This is a genomic window from Palleronia salina (genome assembly GCF_900141995.1).
Taxonomy (GTDB): Bacteria; Pseudomonadota; Alphaproteobacteria; order Rhodobacterales; family Rhodobacteraceae; genus Palleronia; species Palleronia salina.
The window spans coordinates 1-21,936 of record NZ_FQZA01000001.1 but is presented as its reverse complement, the minus strand read 5'-3'; the positions used below and the strand labels follow the sequence as shown (position 1 = coordinate 21,936).

General features: G+C 62.4%; 20 protein-coding genes, 1 tRNA gene and 2 pseudogenes. 11 read left to right on the top strand and 12 right to left on the bottom strand.

The features are described 5' to 3' along the window. Positions 1-101 precede the first annotated feature (101 nt). Complete coding sequence (locus BUB76_RS00100; RefSeq protein WP_073125241.1) at positions 102-1,667, top strand: alpha-amylase family glycosyl hydrolase; 1,566 nt, start codon at positions 102-104, stop codon at positions 1,665-1,667. Positions 1,668-1,764: 97 nt separating this feature from the next. Here BUB76_RS00100 and BUB76_RS00095 read toward each other — a convergent pair whose 3' ends face one another. Beyond that, on the bottom strand, positions 1,765-2,922 hold the full coding sequence (locus BUB76_RS00095) for a deoxyguanosinetriphosphate triphosphohydrolase (RefSeq protein ID WP_073125238.1): 1,158 nt from the start codon (positions 2,920-2,922) through the stop codon (positions 1,765-1,767). Between the two features lie 76 nt (positions 2,923-2,998). Here BUB76_RS00095 and BUB76_RS00090 point away from each other — a divergent pair, with 76 nt between their 5' ends. The 6 genes from BUB76_RS00090 (at position 2,999) to BUB76_RS00070 (ending at position 5,920) form a co-directional block, all read left to right on the top strand. Next, positions 2,999-3,322 carry a HesB/IscA family protein gene (locus BUB76_RS00090; RefSeq protein ID WP_073126448.1) on the top strand — a complete coding sequence of 108 codons (324 nt, stop codon included), beginning with the start codon at positions 2,999-3,001 and terminating at the stop codon, positions 3,320-3,322. A gap of 440 nt (positions 3,323-3,762) precedes the next feature. Next, complete coding sequence (locus tag BUB76_RS17795) at positions 3,763-3,939, top strand: hypothetical protein (RefSeq protein WP_175481730.1); 177 nt, start codon at positions 3,763-3,765, stop codon at positions 3,937-3,939. Positions 3,940-3,965: 26 nt separating this feature from the next. Continuing rightward, entirely contained in the window at positions 3,966-4,193 is a 228-nt protein-coding gene (locus BUB76_RS00085; RefSeq protein WP_139250736.1) for a hypothetical protein, read from the top strand. Positions 4,194-4,276: 83 nt separating this feature from the next. Continuing rightward, positions 4,277-5,056, top strand: a complete 780-nt coding sequence (gene xth / locus BUB76_RS00080) for an exodeoxyribonuclease III (RefSeq protein WP_073125232.1) — start codon at positions 4,277-4,279, stop codon at positions 5,054-5,056. A 36-nt stretch (positions 5,057-5,092) separates the two neighbouring features. Next, positions 5,093-5,425, top strand: a complete 333-nt coding sequence (locus BUB76_RS00075; RefSeq protein ID WP_073125230.1) for a hypothetical protein — start codon at positions 5,093-5,095, stop codon at positions 5,423-5,425. A gap of 90 nt (positions 5,426-5,515) precedes the next feature. Beyond that, positions 5,516-5,920 carry a hypothetical protein gene (locus tag BUB76_RS00070; protein WP_073126446.1) on the top strand — a complete coding sequence of 135 codons (405 nt, stop codon included), beginning with the start codon at positions 5,516-5,518 and terminating at the stop codon, positions 5,918-5,920. A 19-nt stretch (positions 5,921-5,939) separates the two neighbouring features. Here the strand turns inward: BUB76_RS00070 and uvrA are convergent, their stop codons facing one another. From uvrA to BUB76_RS00040, 6 genes are all read right to left on the bottom strand, one after another. Continuing rightward, positions 5,940-8,801: an excinuclease ABC subunit UvrA gene (gene uvrA / locus BUB76_RS00065; RefSeq protein WP_073125226.1), complete on the bottom strand. Its 2,862-nt coding sequence runs from the start codon at positions 8,799-8,801 to the stop codon at positions 5,940-5,942. A gap of 78 nt (positions 8,802-8,879) precedes the next feature. Next, a complete protein-coding gene (locus BUB76_RS00060; RefSeq protein WP_073125223.1) occupies positions 8,880-10,049 on the bottom strand; it encodes an MFS transporter in 1,170 nt (389 codons plus the stop codon). Beyond that, positions 10,049-10,243, bottom strand: a complete 195-nt coding sequence (locus BUB76_RS00055) for a hypothetical protein (RefSeq protein ID WP_073125222.1) — start codon at positions 10,241-10,243, stop codon at positions 10,049-10,051. Before BUB76_RS00055 ends, BUB76_RS00060 begins: the two co-directional genes overlap by 1 nt. Before the next feature lie 93 nt (positions 10,244-10,336). After that, entirely contained in the window at positions 10,337-10,912 is a 576-nt protein-coding gene (locus tag BUB76_RS00050) for a DUF924 family protein (RefSeq protein WP_073125221.1), read from the bottom strand. A 75-nt stretch (positions 10,913-10,987) separates the two neighbouring features. Further along, positions 10,988-12,289: an MFS transporter gene (locus tag BUB76_RS00045; RefSeq protein ID WP_073125220.1), complete on the bottom strand. Its 1,302-nt coding sequence runs from the start codon at positions 12,287-12,289 to the stop codon at positions 10,988-10,990. 278 nt (positions 12,290-12,567) lie between these two features. Next, positions 12,568-13,893, bottom strand: a complete 1,326-nt coding sequence (locus BUB76_RS00040; protein ID WP_073125219.1) for a hypothetical protein — start codon at positions 13,891-13,893, stop codon at positions 12,568-12,570. Positions 13,894-14,425: 532 nt separating this feature from the next. Between BUB76_RS00040 and BUB76_RS00035 the strand changes: the two genes are divergently transcribed. Both BUB76_RS00035 and BUB76_RS17275 read left to right on the top strand, forming a co-directional pair. Then, positions 14,426-14,499, top strand: a tRNA-Cys gene (locus tag BUB76_RS00035). A 265-nt stretch (positions 14,500-14,764) separates the two neighbouring features. Continuing rightward, positions 14,765-15,445, top strand: a pseudogene (locus tag BUB76_RS17275) (IS3 family transposase); the annotation flags it as partial. Between the two features lie 143 nt (positions 15,446-15,588). Here BUB76_RS17275 and BUB76_RS00020 read toward each other — a convergent pair. From BUB76_RS00020 to BUB76_RS00010, 4 genes are all read right to left on the bottom strand, one after another. After that, positions 15,589-16,221: a tyrosine-type recombinase/integrase gene (locus BUB76_RS00020; protein ID WP_073125216.1), complete on the bottom strand. Its 633-nt coding sequence runs from the start codon at positions 16,219-16,221 to the stop codon at positions 15,589-15,591. A 658-nt stretch (positions 16,222-16,879) separates the two neighbouring features. Further along, complete coding sequence (locus tag BUB76_RS17270) at positions 16,880-17,371, bottom strand: hypothetical protein (RefSeq protein ID WP_175550241.1); 492 nt, start codon at positions 17,369-17,371, stop codon at positions 16,880-16,882. Between the two features lie 147 nt (positions 17,372-17,518). After that, positions 17,519-18,433: a transglutaminase-like domain-containing protein gene (locus BUB76_RS00015; RefSeq protein ID WP_236737821.1), complete on the bottom strand. Its 915-nt coding sequence runs from the start codon at positions 18,431-18,433 to the stop codon at positions 17,519-17,521. Positions 18,434-19,162: 729 nt separating this feature from the next. Then, positions 19,163-19,549 carry a hypothetical protein gene (locus BUB76_RS00010; protein ID WP_073125211.1) on the bottom strand — a complete coding sequence of 129 codons (387 nt, stop codon included), beginning with the start codon at positions 19,547-19,549 and terminating at the stop codon, positions 19,163-19,165. Between the two features lie 610 nt (positions 19,550-20,159). Between BUB76_RS00010 and BUB76_RS00005 the strand changes: the two genes are divergently transcribed. Both BUB76_RS00005 and BUB76_RS17460 read left to right on the top strand, forming a co-directional pair. Then, positions 20,160-20,366: a cold-shock protein gene (locus tag BUB76_RS00005; protein ID WP_073125206.1), complete on the top strand. Its 207-nt coding sequence runs from the start codon at positions 20,160-20,162 to the stop codon at positions 20,364-20,366. 303 nt (positions 20,367-20,669) lie between these two features. Beyond that, positions 20,670-20,900 (top strand): hypothetical protein, encoded by a 231-nt coding sequence (locus BUB76_RS17460; protein WP_139250735.1) that lies wholly within the window; start codon positions 20,670-20,672, stop codon positions 20,898-20,900. 661 nt (positions 20,901-21,561) lie between these two features. Here the strand turns inward: BUB76_RS17460 and BUB76_RS18065 are convergent. Then, positions 21,562-21,849, bottom strand: a pseudogene (locus BUB76_RS18065) (transposase); the annotation flags it as partial. Between the last annotated feature and the right edge of the window lie 87 nt (positions 21,850-21,936).

Sequence of the window (21,936 nt, the reverse complement as noted above, 5' to 3'; positions counted from 1 at the left end):
CGGCATTCGATGGGATGATAGCCCATGGCGCCCGTCGGGCTAGACCGCTTGTCTCCATCATTTCCGAGGCCTAGCTCCATTCCAAGCGAGAAGGAGCAGACATGACACAGGCGACCGACGCCCCCTGGTGGCAGGACGGCATCATCTACCAGATCTACCCGCGATCCTTCCAGGACAGCACCGGCAGCGGTGTGGGCGATCTGAGGGGCATCATCCAGCGACTGGATCACGTGAAGGACCTGGGCGTCGACGCGATCTGGATCTCGCCCATCTACCCGTCGCCCATGAAGGACGCGGGCTACGACATCAGCGATTACGACGGGGTCGAGCCAATCTTCGGCACGCTCGAGGATTTCGAGGCGCTGGCCAGGGCCACAGGCGACCGCGGGCTGAAGCTGCTGCTGGATTTCGTGCCATCGCACAGTTCGGACCAGCATCCGTGGTTCCAGGCCGCGCGGTCGTCGCGCGACGACCCCAAGCGCGACTGGTATGTCTGGCGCGACCCGGGCCCCGATGGCGGCCCGCCCAGCAACTGGATCGCCGAGTTCGGCGGATCGGCCTGGGAATGGGACGACGCGACCGGGCAGTATTACCTGCATATCTACATGACCGAGCAGCCGGCGCTGAACTGGCGCAACCCCGACCTGCGGGCCGAGATGTACGACATCATGCGCCGCTGGTTCGACCGGGGCGTGGACGGGTTCCGCGTGGACGCGGTCGAGCACCTGGCCCCCGACGACCAGTGCCGCGACAATCCCCCGAACCCCGACTGGCGGTTCGAGCAGGGCCCGGCGCGATCGCTGTTCCGCAAGTTCTCGTCGCACCAGCCCGCGGGCTTCGACGCGGTGCACGAGATGCGTGCGGTGGCCGACGAATATCCCGACCGGGCGCTGGTGGGCGAAGCCTACGGCACGCTGGACGAGGTCATGCTGTATTACGGCAAGGACCTGAAGGGCTTTCACCTGCCCTTCAACTTCTACCTGATCGAGGCCGAATGGGACCTGCTGGCCATCGCCGACTACATCGACACCTACGAGGCCGCGCTGCCGGAAGGCGGGTGGCCCAACTGGGTCATGGGCAACCACGACCGCGACCGCGTGGCCACGCGGTGGGGCCCGGACGCCGCGCGCGCGGCGGCGATGCTGCTGCTGACCCTGCGTGGCACGCCCACGATCTACCAGGGCGAAGAGCTGGGGATGGTGAACGAAGCGGTCCCCGATCACATGATCCAGGATCCCTGGGCCATCAACAACCCTGGCACCGGGCTGGGCCGCGACCCGGTGCGCATCCCCATGCCATGGGACGATAGCGCCGGGCGCGGGTTTACCGACGGCGAGCCCTGGCTGCCGCTGTCAACCGTGCCGGCGGCCAACGCCCAGGAAGACGACCCCCGGTCGATGCTGGTGCTCTACCGCCACCTGATCTGGCTGCGCCGCCAGCACGCCACGCTGCGGCTGGGCGACTATCGCCGGCTGCACGCGGATGCCGCGACACTGGCCTATGCCCGCGGCCACGGGGACGAGGTGCTGCACGTGGCGATCAACTTCACCGACCGGACGCAGCCCCTGCCCTGTGGCGGCACGCCCGTGTTCTCGACCGTGCCCGACCGCGACCTCGCGGAGATCTCGGAGCTGGCACCGCACGAGGGTCTGCTGCTGCGCGCCTAGGAAAGCACGCTCACAAGAAGGCGAAGATCACGCTCCGAAGCCGCCCGGGGCGTGATTCCAATCTGAACGCACGTAAATATTCCGCGTCCATCGACCCTCAGATCGCCGCCGCCAGCCCCCCGCCGACCAGGCGTTCGTGCTCCTGAATGGCGAAACGGTCGGTCATGCCGGCGATGTAATCGAGAACAATCCGAGCGAGCGCCGTCTCATTTGTCGCATCCTCGACATCCTTACGCCACTGCTTGGGCAGAAGTTCGGTTCGACGCAGGAATAAGGCGAAAAGATCGTCGACCACCTGCGACACCTTCTGGCGCATGACCACCACCTCTTCGGCGCGGTACATGCGGTGGAACAGGAAATCGCGCAGGACCTGCAGTTCTTCCCAGATACGGGGAGAGAACCGGATGATGGGATGCCCCGCCATGCGCACGTCCTGCGCGCTTTGCGGGGCGAGCTGCGCCAGGGCACCCCGCGCTTCCTCCAACACATCTTCGACCAGGACACCGAAGAACCGGCGCAGGGCCTCGTGACGGCGGCGGTAATAGTTGAGACCGGGATAGAGCGTGTCGACCCTGGCAAAGCAGTCGCGCAGGATCGGCAACTCGGACAGCTCGTCCGTGGAAAACAGCTCGGCCCTGAGCCCGTCATGCAGGTCGTGGTGGTTGTAGGCGATGTCGTCGGAGAGCGCCGCGACCTGCGCCTCGGCGCTGGCGTGCGTGTGCAGCTCGAGGTCATGGCGCGCGTTGTAATCCGCCAGCGCATAGGGATACGGCGCCTCGACGGGGCCATTGTGCTTGGCGATGCCTTCAAGGGTCTCCCAGGTCAGGTTCAGCCCGTCGAACTCGGCATAGTGGCGCTCCAGCGACGTGACGATGCGGATGGCCTGGGCGTTGTGATCGAACCCGCCATAGGGCGCCATGAGCCGCTCCAGCGCGTCCTCGCCGGTATGTCCGAAGGGCGGGTGCCCAAGGTCATGGGCCAGCGCAACCGCCTCGGTCAGCTCGGAATTCAGACCCAGGACCCCCGCGATGGTGCGGGCCACCTGCGCCACCTCGATCGAATGGGTCAGGCGGGTGCGGAAATAATCGCCCTCGTGTTCGACGAAGACCTGGGTCTTGTGCTTGAGCCGGCGAAACGCGCTGGCGTGGATGATCCGGTCGCGGTCGCGCTGGAAGCACGAGCGATGGGCCGATCCCTCCTCGGGATAGAGTCGGCCGCGGCTTTCGTCGGGCCGGGCGGCAAAGATCGCCTGCATTGCTTGTGCCATTCTTGTTGTCCTCGCTCGCGGGGCTTATATCGGGGGTAGCCAAGCAATGCAGGGCGAACGGACCATGAATCTTCCTCCCAAAGTCACCGACAGGGCCTTTGCGCGCCTGTCCGAAATCGGGGCCGCCGACCAGGGCCAGGCCCTGCGCGTCGCGGTCGAAGGCGGCGGATGCTCGGGGTTTCAGTACGAGATCAAGCTGGACGCACCGGCCGAGGACGATCTGGTGCTGGAAAAGGACGGCGAACGGGTGCTGGTCGACAGCGTGTCCCTGCCCTTCCTCGCCGGCGCCGTCATCGACTTCTCGGAAGAGCTGATCGGCGCGCGGTTCGTGATCGACAACCCGAATGCCACCTCGAGTTGCGGTTGCGGTACATCCTTCTCGATGTGACTCATTTCATCGGATGACCGGGCGCCCCGACGGGCGCCCTTTTTTGTGTCCGATTGCATACCTTTGCACACGACACGGACTCGCCCAGTTGTCTGATTTGCCTACGCTTCTGCCGCATCGGGGCCGGATTCCGCCCGATTTGCCGAATCACGGCCTTTGTTAAGAGTTGGTTAAAAACCTGTCTAAAAGGTCAGGTCGGATTTTTGGTTAATTTTTGTGCAAATCCCGCGGGCACAAATTTCGTGACGTGGCGGCATAAGGCGGAAAAAAGGCAGCCCCTGCCCGAAAACCTAACCGAAAAGATCAGATTGTGTCGCGATTGTGTCGGATTGTTTCCGGATCCGCGACGCGTCGTTGAATAGCGAACCCTTCCCTTTCGCCGCGTCACACCCTCAACCTGAGAGTGTAAAGACAGCCACCCAGCAAAAGGGACATAGAAAATGAACTACATCGCCATCGCCCGTGAGAACCGTCAGAAAGCCCTGTCGACCCTGGGCATGAACCAGCGGAACCTGTTCATCGCTCCCTGCCACCCCATCCGTGCCCGCCGCGACGGCCTGTTCCGCAGCGCCGCGTCCCGGATGAGCCCCAACGCCGCGGTGGTCGCGGCCACGTGATCTCGAACTTCAAAGGGTCCAATGTGATGAGTATGCACGCCCGCGATATCGACGAACGGCTCGCCCGCCGCGTCGACACACCGGCCACCGACCAGAGGCTGCGTGGACATCGCCTGTTCGGAAGCGTGTCCGACATCGAAAGCACGCTCTTCTCGCAGATCCGCAGCAGCGACGCCGCCGCGACGGCAGAACGCCGTCCCCGCATGCAGAAGACCGACGGCGCAGAAGGCGCATCGGACAAGAAGAGGGCCTGAGGTCCGCGACGACGGACCCGGCGCGATGGACGCGCCCCGCCCTTTTGATATACCGGTCGCCAAGCCAACGGGACCGGATCACCATGAAAATCGCCAGCTTCAACATCAACGGTGTCAAGGCACGCCTTGACGGCCTGTGTGAATGGCTGAAGGACAGCGCGCCCGACGTGGCCGTGCTGCAAGAGATCAAGTCGGTGGACGAGGCTTTCCCGGCCGCCGCCATCGAGGACCTGGGCTACACCGTCGAAACCCACGGACAGAAGGGCTTCAACGGGGTCGCGATCCTGTCGAAGCTGCCGCTCGAGGACGTGTCGCGGGGGCTGCCCGGCGACGAAAGCGACGAGCAGGCCCGCTATATCGAGGCGACTGTCATGGGCGACCGGCCCGTTCGCGTCTGCGGGCTGTACCTGCCCAACGGCAACCCGGCGCCGGGGCCGAAATACGACTACAAGCTTGCCTGGATGGACCGCCTGCGCGACCGCATGGCCGAAACGCTCGCGCTTGAAGAGCCGGCGGTATTCTGCGGCGATTACAACGTCATACCGCAGGATGAAGATGCCAAGAACCCCGAGGCCTGGCGCGACGACGCGCTGGCGATGCCCGACAGCCGCGCGGCCTTCCGGCGCCTTCTGGCCCTGGGCATGACCGAGGCGTTCCGCGTCCGCCACCAGGGCGGCGGGCATTACAGCTTCTGGGATTACCAGGCCAACGCGTGGGAGCGGAACCACGGCATCCGCATCGACCACCACCTGCTGACCCCGCAAGCCGCGGATCTGCTGAACGATTGCTGGATCGAGAAGGACCTGCGCGCCCGCACGAAACCCAGCGATCACGTTCCCGTCTGGATCGACCTCGCGGCCTGACGGGAACCCGAGGGGCCGGCGCGGGGTTCGATCCCCATGCGCTGCTCGTCCGCAATCCTTCTGTTCGCCCTGTCCGCCGCCCCGGCACTGGCCTGCACGACCGCCGGAACCGGCGCGAAATGCGTCTCGGTAGGCGAAGGTCTGCGCAGCGGCGGCGCGGGGCACTGGCAGCGCGCACCGATCATCACGACACCCCCGCCCCTGGAAGTCGGCGCGTATCTGGACGGCAGCGATTTCAATGCCTTGGTCGGCACGGCGTACCTGGGACTCCCGCCCGCGCGCGACGGCTGGGTCTACGTGAGACACGACGACCGCATCTACCGGGTCGATTTCCGCACCCGCGAGGTCCTGGCGCTGGTCCGCGAATAGGCGGGGTCTCGCCAGTATCGAAACGGTACAGGATCCCCCGCCCCGTCCGCCGCGTTCACAGGCGAACGTTTACCAGTGAACGAGGTCATCATGAAAAACCTGATCGCAACCGCACTTGTGGCGGCCTGCGCCCTGTCCGCGCCGGCCCTGGCCGGCAACCATTCCAACGGCAAGGGCAACGGAAAGGCCGTTGGCCAGGCCGCGGCCGGTTGCCCGCCCGGCCTTGCCAAGAAGAACCCGCCCTGCGTGCCGCCGGGACAGGCCAAGCAGGCCGCACGGTCCGGATACGACGGCGTGCCCGATTACACGGTGGGCGATATCGTGGACGAGATCATCCTGCGTGATCGGCTGCGCCGCATCTCGGATTACGACCGCTACGACCTGCGCGACGTGGATGGTGTGCGCTACTACCGCGACGACCGGCAGATCTATCGCGTGGATCCGACCACGCGCGCGATCCTCGACATCATCGCGCTGGCCGAGGTGCTGAACTGAGGCCCCGCGCGGCGGCGGATCACTCCGCCGCCACCTTCCGCGCCTGAAGCATGGGCTTGAGGTAGCGGCCCGTGTGGCTCTCGGCGATCTCGGCCACGTCCTCGGGCGTTCCGGTGGCCACCACCGTGCCGCCCCCATCGCCGCCCTCGGGGCCGATATCGATCAGCCAATCCGCCGTCTTGATGACGTCCAGGTTGTGCTCGATCACCACGACCGAGTTGCCCTGGTCCACCAGCTCGTGCAGCACCTCCAGCAGTTTTCGAACATCCTCGAAGTGCAAACCGGTCGTCGGCTCGTCCAGAATGTACAATGTGCGACCGGTCGACCGCTTGGCCAGCTCCTTCGACAGTTTCACGCGTTGCGCTTCACCGCCCGACAGCGTCGTCGCCTGCTGGCCGACCTTGATGTAGCCGAGACCGACACGCACCAGCGCGTCCATCTTCTCGCGGATCGACGGGACCGCCTTGAAGAACTCCTGCGCATCTTCAACCGTCATATCAAGAACGTCTGCTATGCTTTTGCCCTTGAACTGAATTTCCAGAGTCTCGCGGTTGTAGCGCGCGCCCTTACAGGTCTCGCATTCCACGTAGACATCCGGCAGGAAGTGCATCTCGATCTTGATGACGCCGTCGCCCTGGCAGGCCTCGCAGCGGCCGCCCTTGACGTTGAAGCTGAACCGCCCGGGCTTGTAGCCGCGCGCCTTGGCCTCGGGCAGACCGGCGAACCAGTCGCGGATCGGTGTGAAGGCCCCGGTGTAAGTCGCTGGATTCGAACGCGGAGTCCGGCCGATGGGCCGCTGGTCGATATCGATCACCTTGTCCAGGTGCTCCAGCCCCTTGATCGTCTCGCAAGGCGCGGGCGTCTGGCGGGCGCCGTTCAGGCGCATGGAGGCCGACTTGAACAGCGTCTCGATCGTCAGGGTCGATTTGCCGCCGCCCGACACGCCGGTCACGCAGACGAACTTGCCCAGCGGGTAATCCACGGTCACGTCCCGCAGGTTGTTGCCGCTGGCTTTGACGACGCGAATGGCCTTGTTCTTCTTACCCTTCCGGCGCTCGGCGGGCACCGCGATCTCGCGCCGCCCGGCCAGGTAGTCGCCTGTCACGCTCTGCGGTTGCTCGACGATCTGGGCCGGCGTGCCATGGGCCACGACCTGTCCGCCGTGGACGCCCGCACCGGGGCCGATGTCGAAGACATAGTCGGCCTCGCGGATGGCTTCCTCGTCGTGCTCAACCACGATCACCGTGTTGCCCTGGTCGCGCAGGTTCTTCAGCGTCGTCAGCAAGCGGTCGTTGTCGCGCTGGTGCAGGCCGATCGAGGGTTCGTCCAGAACGTAGAGCACGCCCGTCAGGCCAGAGCCGATCTGGCTGGCCAAGCGGATCCGCTGCGACTCGCCGCCCGACAGGGTGCCCGCGTTGCGCGACAGGGTCAGGTATTCCAATCCCACGTTGTTCAGGAAGCCCAGACGCTCGCGGATTTCCTTGAGGATGGCGCGCGCGATCTCGTTCTTCTGCTTGCTCAGCGACGCGGGCACGTTCTCGCACCACTCATACGCCTCGCGGATGGATTTCTGGACGACCTCGCCCACGTGCAGGCCCGCGATCTTCACCGCCAGCGCCTCGGGGCGCAGCCGGTGGCCGTGGCAGGTGCCGCAGGGACGGTTGTTCTGGTAGCGCTCGAACTCCTCGCGGATCCAGCTGCTGTCGGTCTCGCGATAGCGGCGCTCCATGTTGGGGATGACACCCTCGAAGGGGCGCGTGACCTCGTAGACGCGGCCGCCCTCGTCGTAGCGGAACTTGATCTGCGTCTCGCCCGAGCCGAACAGGAAGACGTTCTTCACCTCGTCGGGCAGGTCCACCCACTTGTCCGATTGCTTGAACTTGTAGTGCTTGGCGATGGCCTCGATCGTCTGGAGGAAATACGGGGATTTCCCCTTGCGCCACGGGGCCAGCGCACCGTCCGAGATCTTCAGGTTCTGGTCCGGCACGACGAGGCGCTCGTCGAAGAACAGCTCGACCCCCAGGCCGTCGCAATCCGGGCAGGCCCCGAAGGGCGCGTTGAACGAGAAGAGGCGCGGCTCGATCTCGGGGATGGTGAAGCCCGAGACCGGACAGGCGAATTTCTCGCTGAAGGTGAAGCGTTCCGGCTCGCCCTCTTTCGGGGCGGTCTCGAGCACCGCGATGCCGTCCGCCAGGTCCAGCGCGGTGCGGAAACTGTCGGCCAGCCGCGTCTCGAGCCCTTCGCGCACCACGATGCGGTCCACCACCACGTCGATGTCGTGGCGAAATTTCTTGTCCAGCGTGGGCGGGTTGTCCAGATCGTGGAATTCGCCATCGACCTTCACGCGCTGGAAGCCCTGCTTGCGCAGCTCGAGAAACTCCTTGCGATACTCGCCCTTGCGGTCGCGGATGATGGGCGCCAGCAGGTAGCCGCGCGTGCCCTCTTCCATCTCCATCACGCGGTCGACCATGTCCTGCACCTGCTGTGCCTCGATGGGGAGGCCGGTGGCCGGCGAATAGGGCGTGCCGACCCGGGCGAACAGCAACCGCATGTAGTCGTAGATCTCGGTGACCGTGCCGACGGTCGAGCGCGGGTTCTTCGACGTGGTCTTCTGCTCGATACTGATGGCGGGCGACAGGCCGCTGATGTGATCGACATCGGGCTTCTGCATCATGTCGAGGAACTGGCGCGCATAGGCCGACAGCGACTCGACATAGCGGCGCTGTCCCTCGGCATAGATCGTGTCGAAGGCAAGCGACGACTTGCCGGACCCCGACAGGCCGGTGATGACCACCAGCTGGTCCCGGGGAATGTCGACATCGATGGATTTGAGGTTGTGCTCGCGCGCGCCGCGCACCTCGATATTCTTCAGCTCGGCCATGAAAACCTCTTCCGTTGCCCTGCCAGATAGGCGCGGGCACCGTGAACGCAATCACCAAATTGGAACGTTAGGGGAACATTAAGACATTTGCGGCAGGGATGCACGGACAATCCGTCGCATCAGCAGCGTCACGCCCAATCCGGCGGCACAGGCGGCAAGCAGCGCGGCCATCATCCCCGGCAGCCCGGCCACGGCGTAGGCGGCGGCGAAGACCGGCGTGCCCAGCGTCGTGCCCACGTTGCCCATCTGCGCGATGCAGCCCGTGGCGCGCGCCCGGTCTGGCAGCGTGTCGTTCAGATCGGGGATCATGGCGAAGCTCGCCGCCGGGACCAGCCCCATCACCAGAAACAAAGGCAGCGCCGCGTCGTCCCACCCGGCCAGTAGCAGGATCGCGGTCGCGGCCGTCAGGACGAAGCCGAGGGCCGCGACCACGTCCGGGGCCATGCGCCGCATGAGCGGCCCGGCCCCGAAAGTGCCCAGAAGCGCGATCAGCGGCAGGCTGACCGCCAGCTGCGGCCGGCCAAGGGCCGCGGGCAGCAGCGTGACCAGCGCCACGAAGGCGAGCGTGTAGAACACGAAGCCGAGCCCCGGCGCCATGAGACGCGGGGACGTGTAGATCTCCACATGCGCCGCCACCGGGTCCAGACGCAGCGGCGCGCGCGTCGACCGCTCCAGCCGGGCCGCGAGAACCAGCGCGATGCCAGCCATGCCCATGGCGTGCGCCGCGGTCAGGGCCGCCATCCCGCCCGTGGCGAGGATCGGCGGCGCGGCGACGGCGAACAGCGCGAAGGACACGCCGAAGAACGACGCCCAGACCGCCATGGCCAGTGGACGGTCCCGGTCGGTGGCCGCGGCGGCCATGAGCGGGGGCGCGGCGACCACGATCCCCAGATGCGAGACCCCCTCGATCACCCGCAAGGCGACGTAGACGGGAAACGGCAAGGGTATGGCCTGTACGGCCGACAGCGCCGCGCCAAGCCACAGGCACGCCAACAGCACCCGCCGCGCGCCGAAGGCCGCCACCACCCCACCGGCCAGGACGCCGCCGACGATGCCGACGACCCCCAGCACCGAGACCAGGAATGCCACCGCGGTCAGCGGGCGGTCGAAGGTTCCCGCCAGCACGGGAAGCCCCATGGCCACCTTGGCGAATTGCCCGGCGGCCAGAAGGCCTGCAACGAACAGCGCGGCGGCCAGTGTCCAGTCTGTGGCGGTGCGCGCGCCCGGCGCGACACTGGCGTGCTGCATCAACGTCGCTTTCGGATCACCCGGATCAACATGAGAACACCCACGGCCAGGACGGCGTAGCCCGACAGATGCAGCCAGTTCGGCACCACCGTCACTTCAAGATCATCGGTGCCGTCAGAACGAAACATGAGCGGCAGCACGATCAGCACGAAGCCGATCACGATCGCCGCCGCCGTGGCCCAACCAAATCGCATGACACATATCCTTCCCGCCCGGGCGCGATCCCGCGCGCCGGGCGTATTTCTTCGGTTTCACGTGCCAGCTAGCTCCTGCACGGGGCCGATCAATCAGGCGGCGGCCTGCAGGCGACGGACCGTCGCACCGTAGCCGCCCTCGTCCAGAAAGGACTGTTCCTTGGGTCCGGAATTACGGCCGAGCGCGGCGTTGCGGTGCGGAAAACGGCCGAAGTCGCGGATCACCTCGCGGTGGGCCCGGGCGTGCAGCAGGTTCGCCGTGGCCTCGGGCATCCGCTCGGCGAACAGGCGCACGCAGCGGTCCTGGTCGCTCAGGTTCTCGGAATGCATCAGCGGCAGGTAGAAGAACTGCCGCGCCGGCGGGTCGATCTTCAGATCCCATCCCCGCGCGATGGACACCTTGGCGGCGGCGCGCGCGAAGCGGTCCATGTCGTAGGCGCGGCTGTCCTCTCGGAACATGTTGCGCGGGAACTGGTCCGTGACGACCAGGTAGGCCAGCGTGCCCGACGGATAGGTCAGCCAAAGCGACAGCCCCCCCTCCGTCGCCTGCTCGTAGACGGGGGTGAACCGGCTGCGGATCGTGTCGTCGAGCCCGTCGTCGGACTTGTACCAGCCCTCGGGGCCGACTTCATCCAGCCAAAAGGCCAGGACCTCTTCGGGTGTCGTCATTCCACTGCCCTTATCCCTTCGTCGCACTCAAAACCTGCCGCAAGGGAAACGTCTTATCAAGGCGCGAGCGGGCGGCTAGCCCGCCGCGCGCGTGTCGGTGTCGTCGGTGCCATCCGCGGTCGCGGATTGCTCTTCTTCTTCCTCGGCCTGCTCCTGCAGCCACTCCTGCGCGGCATCCAGCGTGACCGCGTGGGTGGTCGGCGTGATCGGGATGTACTGACCGTACTCGTCCCGGTCGGGCGAGGCGCGGCGCGTCATCCGGTAACCGGCATAGGCCGCCAGCGCCAGCATCAGCACGCCAAGGAACACCCAGAACCCCATGGGCCCGAGCCACCCGATCAGCACACCGATGGCCAGCGGGCCGGCGATGGCCCCGAGCCCGAAGATGAAGATCAGCCCGCCCGAGGCGGCCGACATATCCTCGTAATCGAGGTAGTCGTTGGTATAGGCGATGAGCAGCGGGTAGAGCGGGTTCGCCATGCCCCCCAGCACGAAGGCCGCCACGCACAGCAGCGCCAGGCTGGGATCGGGCAACAGGCCGAGAATGCAGACCACGCCACCCAGCGCGGCAACCCCGAGGATCATCAGCCGCCGGTCCAGCCGGTCCGACAGCCACCCGATCGGGAACTGCAGGATCAGCCCGCCAAGGTAGATGGCGCCCACGAAGATCGCGACCTCCCGAACGGAGAACCCGATCTGCGAGGCATAGACCGACGCCATGCCGAACTGCGCCGAGTAGACGCCGCCCACCAGGAAGATGCCGACGCATCCCAGTGGTGATGATTGATAGAGCCGCAGCAGGCTCATGGGCTTCGTGGTCTCGAAGGCGGGCGTCGGCGTGGCCGACAGCAGGATCGGCGCGAAGGACATGGACACCAGGACCGACGGGATGATGAACAGCACGAAGCCGGACGGGTCCCCGGTGACCAGCAGCGCCTGCGCCGCAAGCACGCCGGACATCTGGACGATCATGTAAAGCGACAGCGCCTGCCCCCGCCGCTCGTTCGTGACCGAGTTGTTCAGCCACGACTCGGCCGTCACGTACACGCCCGAGAAGCAGAACCCGATCAGCACCCGCAAGAGCACCCACGCCCAGGGCTGGGTGATCGCCGGGTAGAGAATCAGGATCGCCGAGATGAAAGACGCCAGCGCCGCGAAGACCCGCACGTGGCCCACGCGCCGGATCATCTCGGGCGCCAGCTTCGATCCGCCCAGGAAGCCCGCGAAATAGGCCGACATGACGAAGGACATCTCGAGCGTCGAGAACCCTTCGATCTCGCCACGGACACCGAGAAGCGTGCCCTGCATGCCGTTGCCGACCATGAGCAGGGCCATCCCGAGGAAAAGGGCCCAGGCGGCGGCCAGAACATTGAACATATCGCGTCCCTCTGCTTTCGATCCGCGCGGCGTCCGCCATCGGCGGCCCGGCGAGACATGCCTTCTGCGAGCGTATACCGCCACGTCACGGCGAACACGTTCGCCGTGCCCGTAGCAGCCGCCGCGCCCCCCCGATAGAGCAAAAAATCATCGCAAGGGTTAAGGCTCGTCCAGTCGAGATGCAGCTCCCTCTTCAACACGAAAGACCCCGCTCCGAAACCGGCGCGGGGTCCTCGATGTGGGGGCGGAACCCGGTCCCGCCCCTATCCGGTTCTGGCCTACTGCATGACGCCCGCGGCGTTTCCGGAGGCGGACTGCATGACGCTCGAGACATTGAAGCTGCCCACCTGCGCCACGGCGACCTGGTGCGCGGTTCCCGTCTGGCTCGTGAGCGACTCGTTGCTCGCGCCGTCCTGCAGGATGCCGAACTTGTTGTCGCTCCCGTCGACAAGCACGTCCGCGTCGTTGGAGGAGCCAAGCTGTTTCACCATGCCGAGCTGCCATCCGCCGAAGGCGGTCGCGACCGCATCGACAGTCGGCGCCAACGCGGAACCCGCACCGAAGAGAATACCGGCACCGTTGTTGCCGCCGCCGGAGATATCGACATAGGTGTTGTTGCCGAAACCATCCTGGTAGATGCCGAACTTGTTGCCGCCGGAACCGGCCGCGACCTCGACGTCGGCGATGTTGCCGTCCTGAAGCTGGGTGATGCCGATCTTGTTCAAGCTGCTGGCGATGTCCGAGACGGACACGATGTTGCCGATACCGTCCTGCTTGATCGCAAGATCGTTCTTGCTGCCGGTCACGGTGATCTGACCCACCGAGTTGCTATCGCCCGACTGGGCGATGCCATAGCGGTTTTCGTTGCCCGTGATCATCACGTCCATGAAGTTGCCGGTGCCGGCCTGGGTCAGTTCGCTATGCGGAATACCGACCGCCCGGGCGAACTCGCCGGCGTTGTTGGGGCCGGTGAGTTCGAAATTCTCCGTCCCGTTCAGGTTGCCGACCAAATCGACAAACATCTCGTTGGAGGCACCCGACTGGCTGGCGTTCAGGATCACGTTGCCATTGCCGGACTGTTCGAGATCCATGTCCTGATCGGCGCCGGTCTGCCTGGCCTTCGCGATCAGGTTGGATCCACCGGATTGCAGGATAGTGGCGGAATGGCCGAGACGCCCGGGTGCGGTCCCGTCGGTCGAGCCATCGCGGATCTGGGTGATCTCGGTAATGGTGTTGTCATCACCCCCGCTTTGCGTCACCGACAGCGACGTGCGCGTTGCGGTGGCGGTCTTGTTGAACTGGTAGATCGTGCCGATCGAGTTGCCGCTATCGGCCTGTGTGACGACGGCATCACTCCCTGCGCCGGATTGGTTGAACTGGTAGAAGCCCGATCCACGGTTCACAATCGGTCCCAAGCCGACGCTGTTGTTCGAACCGCTCTGGACGATGTTGAGAGTGTTCGGCACATTGGTGAACTGGTTGCGCTGCACGATCGGATTGCCGTCCGCACCAGCATCGTTGTCGGATCCGGCGGACTGATCGATGCTGCCGCTGTGGAAACCGTTGCCTTCTTGAACGAGCCACGCCTCGTTGCCGTCTGCCATGGCGAAACCTGCCGAAAGCGTCAGCGCGGTCGTCGCCAGAATGAATGTCCTTTAAGCCATAAGTACCCCCTTTTAGGCCCCACTAGAATTGTATTGCCTCTTTCAATTCCCGCCCAGGTTGAATTACAGCAGCAAACCAAGGCAATTAGAGACAGAATTATACTTTCCATACCGCGCGCGAATTCCAAAGCGTTTTCGCAATTTTGCCATATTTAGGTCCAGGGAACGCCTTGATGGCGTACTGGCCCTGAACACTGATGCCGGCCCGGGCCCTTTATCGCCAAACTCGGGACAGTCCGCGTCCGTCATCACCCCCACTGCATCGCGACGCTGATCCACGTCGCCGCGTCCGCGCCGACGGACGTGACCCCGCGGCTGTCACCTGTCATGTCGCGGCTGGCCGGGACCCAAGAGAGGACGAGCTGCGCCGAACGCTTTGCTCGACCGGCAGTCCAGCAAGATCGCGACCACCATGCGCAACGCCGCTTGCGATGCCCCGCACTTCGGAGTATGCCCGCCCCACACCACCGGCGGCGAGTTGGCGGAGTGGTGACGCAGCGGATTGCAAATCCGTGTACACCGGTTCGATTCCGGTACTCGCCTCCACATTTTTATTTTAAGTCATTGAATTTTCATGGCAAAAATTGAAGATCGCGGCGGGCGAGCCCTAACTACCCACCCACTTCTCCAAGCCAAATTAGACATTTTCTCACGACGGAAGCTGAGCTCGTCACTCATCCAGCTTCCGCGATTGCGCGCAATTTGTTCTAGCGAAGACGTATCGCAGCTTGATCTGCCCCCCCCTGAGAACTGGACCATTTGATGCTGGAGTTTCCGGTAAGCTTTCCTGGCTGGGAGAGGAGCGGAAAGCATGAAGGCATCGAGGTTCACAGAGGCTGAGAAGGCCTTCGCGCTGAAGCAGGGCGAGGAAGGCGCGCCGGTGGCGGAGATCTGCCGCAGTTCAAGCGTATGGAAATCGATCCAGTGGATCGATTTTAGCGCAGAACGGAATCAGCCAGGCGACCTATGTCAACCGAAAGAAGCGATACGGCGGGTTGCTGCCCGACGAGATGCGCCGGCTGAAGGCGCTTGAGGACGAGAACAGCCGGCTGAAGAAGATCGTGGCCGACCTGACACTCGATCGGGAGATGTTGCAGGACGTCATCCGCCGAAAGCTCTGAAGCCTGGCCGGATGCGCGAACTGGTTCGCGGGATGTGCATCGATTGGGGCGTGTCGATCCGCGGGGCTTGTGGGGCCCTTCGGTTCGACACCTCGACGTTCCACTACAAGTCCCGGCGCACCGACCAGGCGGCCGTCGAGAGGCGGATCAAGGAGATCGCAGAGACCCGCGTGCGCTACGGCTATCGCCGCGTCCATGTGCTGCTGCGAAGGGAGGGATGGATGATAAACATGAAGAAGACTCGCAGAATCTACAACGAGTTAGGCCTTCAGCTGCGGAACAAGCATCCGAAGCGTCGGGTGAAGGCCAAGCTGCGTGAGGATCGCCAGGAAGCCATCGGTCCGAACGATGTCTGGGCGATGGACTTTGTCCAATCAAATTGGTGACGCGAACCGCAGCTTCGTCCCGCACTGCGGACCTCAGGGTCTTGGGCTATGCTGCGCGGTGCCATGAAAGTCCGGTATGGGGAAACTGCACCGCCGCAATGATCATCTCTGCGACCGGCCCAGCAGGCTCAGATCTCCACCGCCTCCGCGATGGCGAGCGCATCCTCAAGTTCGACGCCGAGATACCGCACGGTGCTGTCCATCTTCGTGTGCCCGAGTAAGAGCTGCACCGCTCGGAGGTTGCCGGTCTTACGGTATATCTGTGCAACCTCGGTCCTGCGCATAGAATGGGTGCCGTAGGCGCTCGGCTCGAGGCCGATGGAGGCCACCCATTCCCGAACCAGTCGGGCATACTGCCGGGTCGAGATATGCAGTCGCTCGTGAAACCGGCCCGGCCAGAGGTGTTCCGACCCGACCATCAGGGGATCTTCCAGCCAAGTCGCGATTGCCTTCCGTGTGTCTTCGGTGATCTCAAAACTCACCGGTCCTTGGGTTTTACTCTGAACGATCGTTACGCGGTGCTTGACCTGACCGGCCGCGAAAACGTCGGCGACCTTGAGCCGAACCAGATCGCAGCCGCGCAACTTGCTATCGATGGCAAGGTTGAAGAGCGCCAGTTCGCGGGTCCGCTGGGCGATCTCGAGGCGGACTCGGATCGCCCAGACATGCTTCGGTTGAAGCGGTCGTTTCTGGCCGACGATGCGCCCCTTGTTCCAAGCGGGAAGGCAGGCGCGAATGGCAGGCAAATTCTTAGCAGGCATGGTGGATCCTCCGATCCACCATGCCCACCGCGTACTCGGCATGCAGCCGACGGCAGATCATAGCACCGATCCGCGGCGAAGGTCCGGTCTGAGCCCAACTCCCCACGACGATGCTTGCGCATACCGCGGTCGCTGCCTGGGCGGCTTCGATGCGAACGGCCCTGGGCCGACCTTCGCGCCTGGCGCTGCGAATGGCCGGTCCCCACCCGGAGCACCCGTTCATCACGATCGGCCCGAAGCCGAACTTCAGTCCCGGCTCGTGATGCTGCAGCGCGGCCCGCCGAACCCGACGTTCGCCGCGCCTGCGCACCCCCGGCGCAGCCAAAGGTCGGCTATGCGGACTTTGCCGCCGTTCGATGCGGCTGCTCCAATGAACGATCCGGAAACTGAGATTTGCCATAAACGGCCCCTTTTGTCGGCGGCAGAAACGTAGGGGATTTGACACATCATATGGACCACCAGTGGCGCGCGTCGCGCGACGCGGAGGGCCATCGGCCGTAATGGAAAACACATCGAAGACTGACTTTTCATCCTTCACTCGCTTAGCTCTTTAGGTCGCAATCCGGTCTTTAACCGATTTGGTGCCACTGAGAACCTATTGCAAAAGAAGGATGTCGGGATCCGTCTTAAGGATGAACAACCATCTTCCGATCCTTAATCACTCCCCAATACCAGGGCGATTGCTTCCAGTGCGTGGCCCACTTACCTGTGGGCACTCAATTATCCTCAGTTCCGGTTCGGGGTGGCGCGACTCATTCACCCTCAATCGATCACGCGATTGGCCAGAGTAGATTTCTCGAACTTCGCAGTCTGTCCAACCATCTGCTTGCATAACGAGACAAACCATCGGATCCGCGAGCATTTCCTCAATAAAATAGTCCAAGAGCGGCTTGCCGGTTGCCTTGTCCTTGGCCACTGCATACTCTAAATCTGCCAGCGGCATGGTGAAAGTACGGCTGAGCCCAGGATGCGACGGTCTTGGGTGCAAATGCACTATTACAAAAGCTGGACAGGCGCTTGAAGGTGAAAGGCCCACCACGCCTTGAGCCCCAGTCTCAATGCTGTATTCGCCCGCAGGTAGCGTTTCATCGAAATTGCGCAGATTGAAATCCTGCAGGAATATCGCGGTTGTTTTGATGGACGTATTCATGTTTGTTCTCACATAGGTTAAAGTAAGAAAGTGTGAAGAAAGTGGCCGATATCTGCAAACAAAGGACGTTCAACCGGAATAGCGCACCCGGCGATCAAGGACTAAAATTCACGAGAAGCGTTGAGCGTTCTTTTGGGGCGAACAATCCTAAATTTGTCGTGTCCAGACGGAGAATTCGGTAAGTACGCTAGGGCCGAAGGTTTGTGTAAGGGCGACATCCCCTGCATCCAGACCGCGGGCAATCAAGATCCTACCCTTCCGTTTATTGTTGTTTCGCGGATCGAAGACATACCACTGCCCGTCCAGAAATACCTCCATCCATGCAGCGAAGTCGTCCAGGGCATGAGGTTCAGGTTGGCCGAGCTCGCTTAGGTATCCGGTGCAGTAGCGCGCCGGAATATTCATACATCGGCAGAACGAGATGGCGAGATGCGTAAAATCCCGGCAAACACCTTGCTTTTCAGCCAGCGTTTCGGACGATGTACGCGTTGCGCGTGCTTTCATGTAGTCAAAAGAAATGGTCGAATGCACGTAATCACAGATTGCCTGAACCCGTGACCAACCGGGGACGGTATTCTCAAAGTTCCGCCATGCTTCCTCTGATAGCAAATCTGTATCGCAATAACGGCTGCCACGAAGATAATGCAAGGTCTCGAACGGTAGGTCTTGAACTCTATGTTGGACCGCATCCGGAGCGACAGGATCAAGCTGCCCCTTGTCGCGGAAGATCCCATCGGTCGTGAGATCAAAATTGCCCTCTGGCGCCACCATGCGTGTGCACCAGTTTCCAAAATCGTCTCGAAAGCTTTCCAGCGGAACACTCGGCGATGTTACAAGATAATCCGCACGCTCCAAATCGCTGAAACGAGAGAAGTGTACGTTCAGCATCGCGATGAGCGGCGTCGGCTGGGAGAACCGGAAGCTCAAGCGACATCCAATCTGAATCCTCAGATCGGTTTCGCCGGCCCCTTCCGTATCAGCGTTTTTACCTTCCAAGAGTACATTCCTCGCCAGATAATTGGAAATTGCGGTCGCAACGCCAGCGGTTTCCAGATCTGTCAAGGTGCGCATTGGCTGGCAGATCGATCAATACGCAGACCTGATCCACGGGCGCGTATCCACGCTCACAGCGCCATCCAGGCCCGTAAGACTCCGATTCTAGGTAAGAATTATCAGGAAGTTCGATGGGATCGCAGCGCCCATCCAACTTCGAGAAACCCCTCTCGCATGCCCATTGGGCACCATAGCGCGCGTTGGTGAGATAACCGTTGGCGGGCACCGCAATGGGCACGCAGGTCTCCCGCAAAGGAATGAACCCGCGTGCGCATAGCCATCCATAATCTGAGGGACCTTCTGCAAGATATGCGTTCTCTGGAAGATCGATTTTAATGCAGGTCTCATCATCTTGCCGGTATCCTCGATCACATTTCCAGTCGTAGCCCGATGAACTCAGGAATGCATTTTCGGGAACTGGTATTGCCTCGCAGGTCGAACTTGCCACTTGCTTGTATCCGCGATCACACGCCCAGCCCAGGCCGTAGGATGTGTTCGTAGCATAGGCGTTCTCTGGAATATCGATAGCTACACAGTCTAAGCCGTTTAGTCTGTATCTTGGCTTACAGTCCCAACCGGCTCCGTATGACCGTGCTTCGGCATTTTTGGGTGCTGATCCAGTGCCGTCCTGAGATAAGGCCGGAAAAGCAAGCAGGGCGATTGCGCCAGCCAACGCGACGAGCGCCCTTATGTTGCGGTTAGTGGACGCGTTCGACCTGGGCTTCGAGATATGTGCGGTCATCCTTCGTCGACCCTGTTGCTCGTAGGCGCAGGCACAGCATCGATATCCAGAGGTCCAAGACAGGCTTCGGCGATGTCACGGTCTGGAGCCTCCGCACCTGGGACAGTCGCCCAGCCAGCTTCCATCAATGCATCTCGTCGCTGATACGGCGAGGCTTCTCGAATAGCTTCAATCTTCGCGGATCTTTTAGGGTCGGTTCGTGCCATCTCTAGGCAGACTGGCACCATGGCTGCGATGACGTCCTGCTGCGACATCGAGGTCGCTCTGTCACTCGCGGTGCCCTCAGTCACCCAGCCACCCCAAGTGAACCCCAGGGTTCCGACGAGTGCGGCGCCGATGACGGCCCCATATACACCTGGTTTGAGCCAGTCGGGGGTATTCATTAAGTATCCTCCTGCGGAGAAAGCGCCGCGTCGCTGTAAAGGAATTTCCGGTAGGTATTCAGCTGCCAGGCCAGCGCGTTATACTGCTCGACAGGAAGCCTTACCCACCAGCTAGGGGCGCGATCTTGCTATCTGCTATCGCTACGCGCAGCTGAACAGTTCTCTTTCGAGAAAAAGTAATGGGCAGTTAAGGCATCAACCGAGAGAACAAGGTTCCGATACCCAATCTCAGTCGCTTCGAGTTTCCGAATGCTAGCCGAGCAGAGAGCCGGTGTGGTCAAGTACGCAAAAGCCGATGCAGTCATTTGTAGTTGGAGCAAGAGGCCATCTGCCTGCCGCGCTCCTGCACGAAACGTGTTGAAATGCCGCTCTGTGGAGGTAGATGGGTGCGAGCAGGAGGTATGTCAATAGGCGCCTTCCTTTTTGCCCGAAGGCGAGGTCGCCGATTTATAGCCCTTGTGTTCTGGCTCGCTAACGTCCATACAAAACATGTCAACGTTTTGCTCTGCGACCCTCTGCTCCCGTTCATCCGGCTTCAGTCGATCTCTAAGTCTGACTTTGCCGGGCTGCCGCATCCTGCGGGCAGCGTTCAGTACAGGAGACCACGGATATGGCCAACGGCACCGTGAAATGGTTCAACCCCACCAAAGGCTTTGGTTTCATTGCCCCCGAAACGGGCGGCAAGGATGTCTTTCTTCACATTTCGGCTGTCGAACGAGCCGGTCTAACGACCGTGAGCGACGATCAGAAAGTGACCTACGACATCGAATCCGGCCGCGACGGCCGAGAGTCCGCAGCCAACCTTCAGTTAGTCTGAGCGATCCTAGCGAATTATGAGCAGGGCGTCTTCGGGCGCCCTCTTCACTGCGCTGAGTCGGCAATTTCGAGACCGCTTGTAGAAGGATCTGTTTTGCAACGATCCGGATGTCTGAACTAGCGTAATCGTATTTTACCGCAGCGTTTGGCTCCGCATGGCGGGCGCCGATCTCGATTGACTCGCTTAGTAGCTCAGCGGGCGCCGAAATCTGCATTGCAGATCGCTGATAGAAGGCTCGGCACCAAATACACAAGAATACGCACGGGTCCGTTGTTGTCGCCTCATTCAGAAATGGAGAATAGCTTGTTGAACAAGAAGCCGGTCTTCCGCCCGACCGCCTCCGAGACCAAGGCAGATAGCGTTAGCAGGATCGTCAAAGGCATGACCGACGCAGAGAACTCTGCGCGCCAAGCCAAGACGCAAAGGCTCCGGGCAGCGCGGTTGGAAAGAGATCTTTCCGAAAAGGCCGTCGTAGAAAAGGGCGCGAAGAAGAAGTCGCGAAATCTCTCTTCCAAGTCGAATTCTCCAGAATGATGTCCAGTCAGCCGAGATAATGTTTCCAACGCAGTCCAAGATTGAAAATGCGAAGGGTGGAGTTGAGCTTCTATGAGAGGCGAAGCTGATTTCGCAAGTGCGCTCCAAAACTTGGTTATTTCAGTACTTACTTCGACCGGCCAATCGTTTTGACAGTACTGGCCAAATGAGATTCTGTCAGAGCAAATTGACCTAGGTTCTCCTTGTGGCAATTAGGGTGGTTCTGCTGCTTGGTCATGAACCGATAGGAGGAAATCGACGCCTTCATGCGGCGGTGTGGCCGACGCAGTCGCGGTGCTGTTGCTTGAGGGAGGTGTGCCATTTGCTTCACAACGACCTACGGTTGTGCTGGCTTGCCCGGGAAATTCTCATGTATTCCTGTCGCAACGAACCCTGTGCAGTTCGCCAAGATTCCCCACATAGTCGAGCGCCTTGCCGGCTCGTCATCGATCTGAACATGGCGGCTCGGGCGATTTGTTTGCTGGTGTCGCGAATTCCTGCTTCCCACCTTTGTTGACTGGGGTCGCGCACCAGCAGCGAACGGCGGCTCTCCGCCCATCGTGCCGATGCGAGAGGGGCCGGCCGTGATGCCCGGCTGAACGTCCGCTTTCACGGACGGCGCGGGTCGCTCTCGCGGACGCAGCGAAGGTCCGTTCCCCGCCTAAAGTGTCTGTGGCGGCTCCCGGGCGGGAGCGGCGAGCAGGATATCGTCGTTCGCGCCGCATGACCCCCATAGTCGTAGCCCTCCGAGGTCGAGAATACGCTTGAGGTGTTCGAACAGAATCTCGACCTTCTTTGGCAGCTTCATTGAGACCGCGGATTGCTCTGTTCGGACGACTTCGCGGGCGACCTGGCGGGCGTCTTTGTCTGCCTCGCGGGTGATGGTTCTAGAATCGGTGTACGAGCAGCATCGCTGTTTCTATGGGCACGCCTGGCAGGGCAGTGAAATGCCCCCTCTGAAGTGGTCCGCCCACTGGGATAGAATGATCCCGTCATGGAGAGGACCAGAGAATGGCTGGGAAGCGAGAGAAGCCCG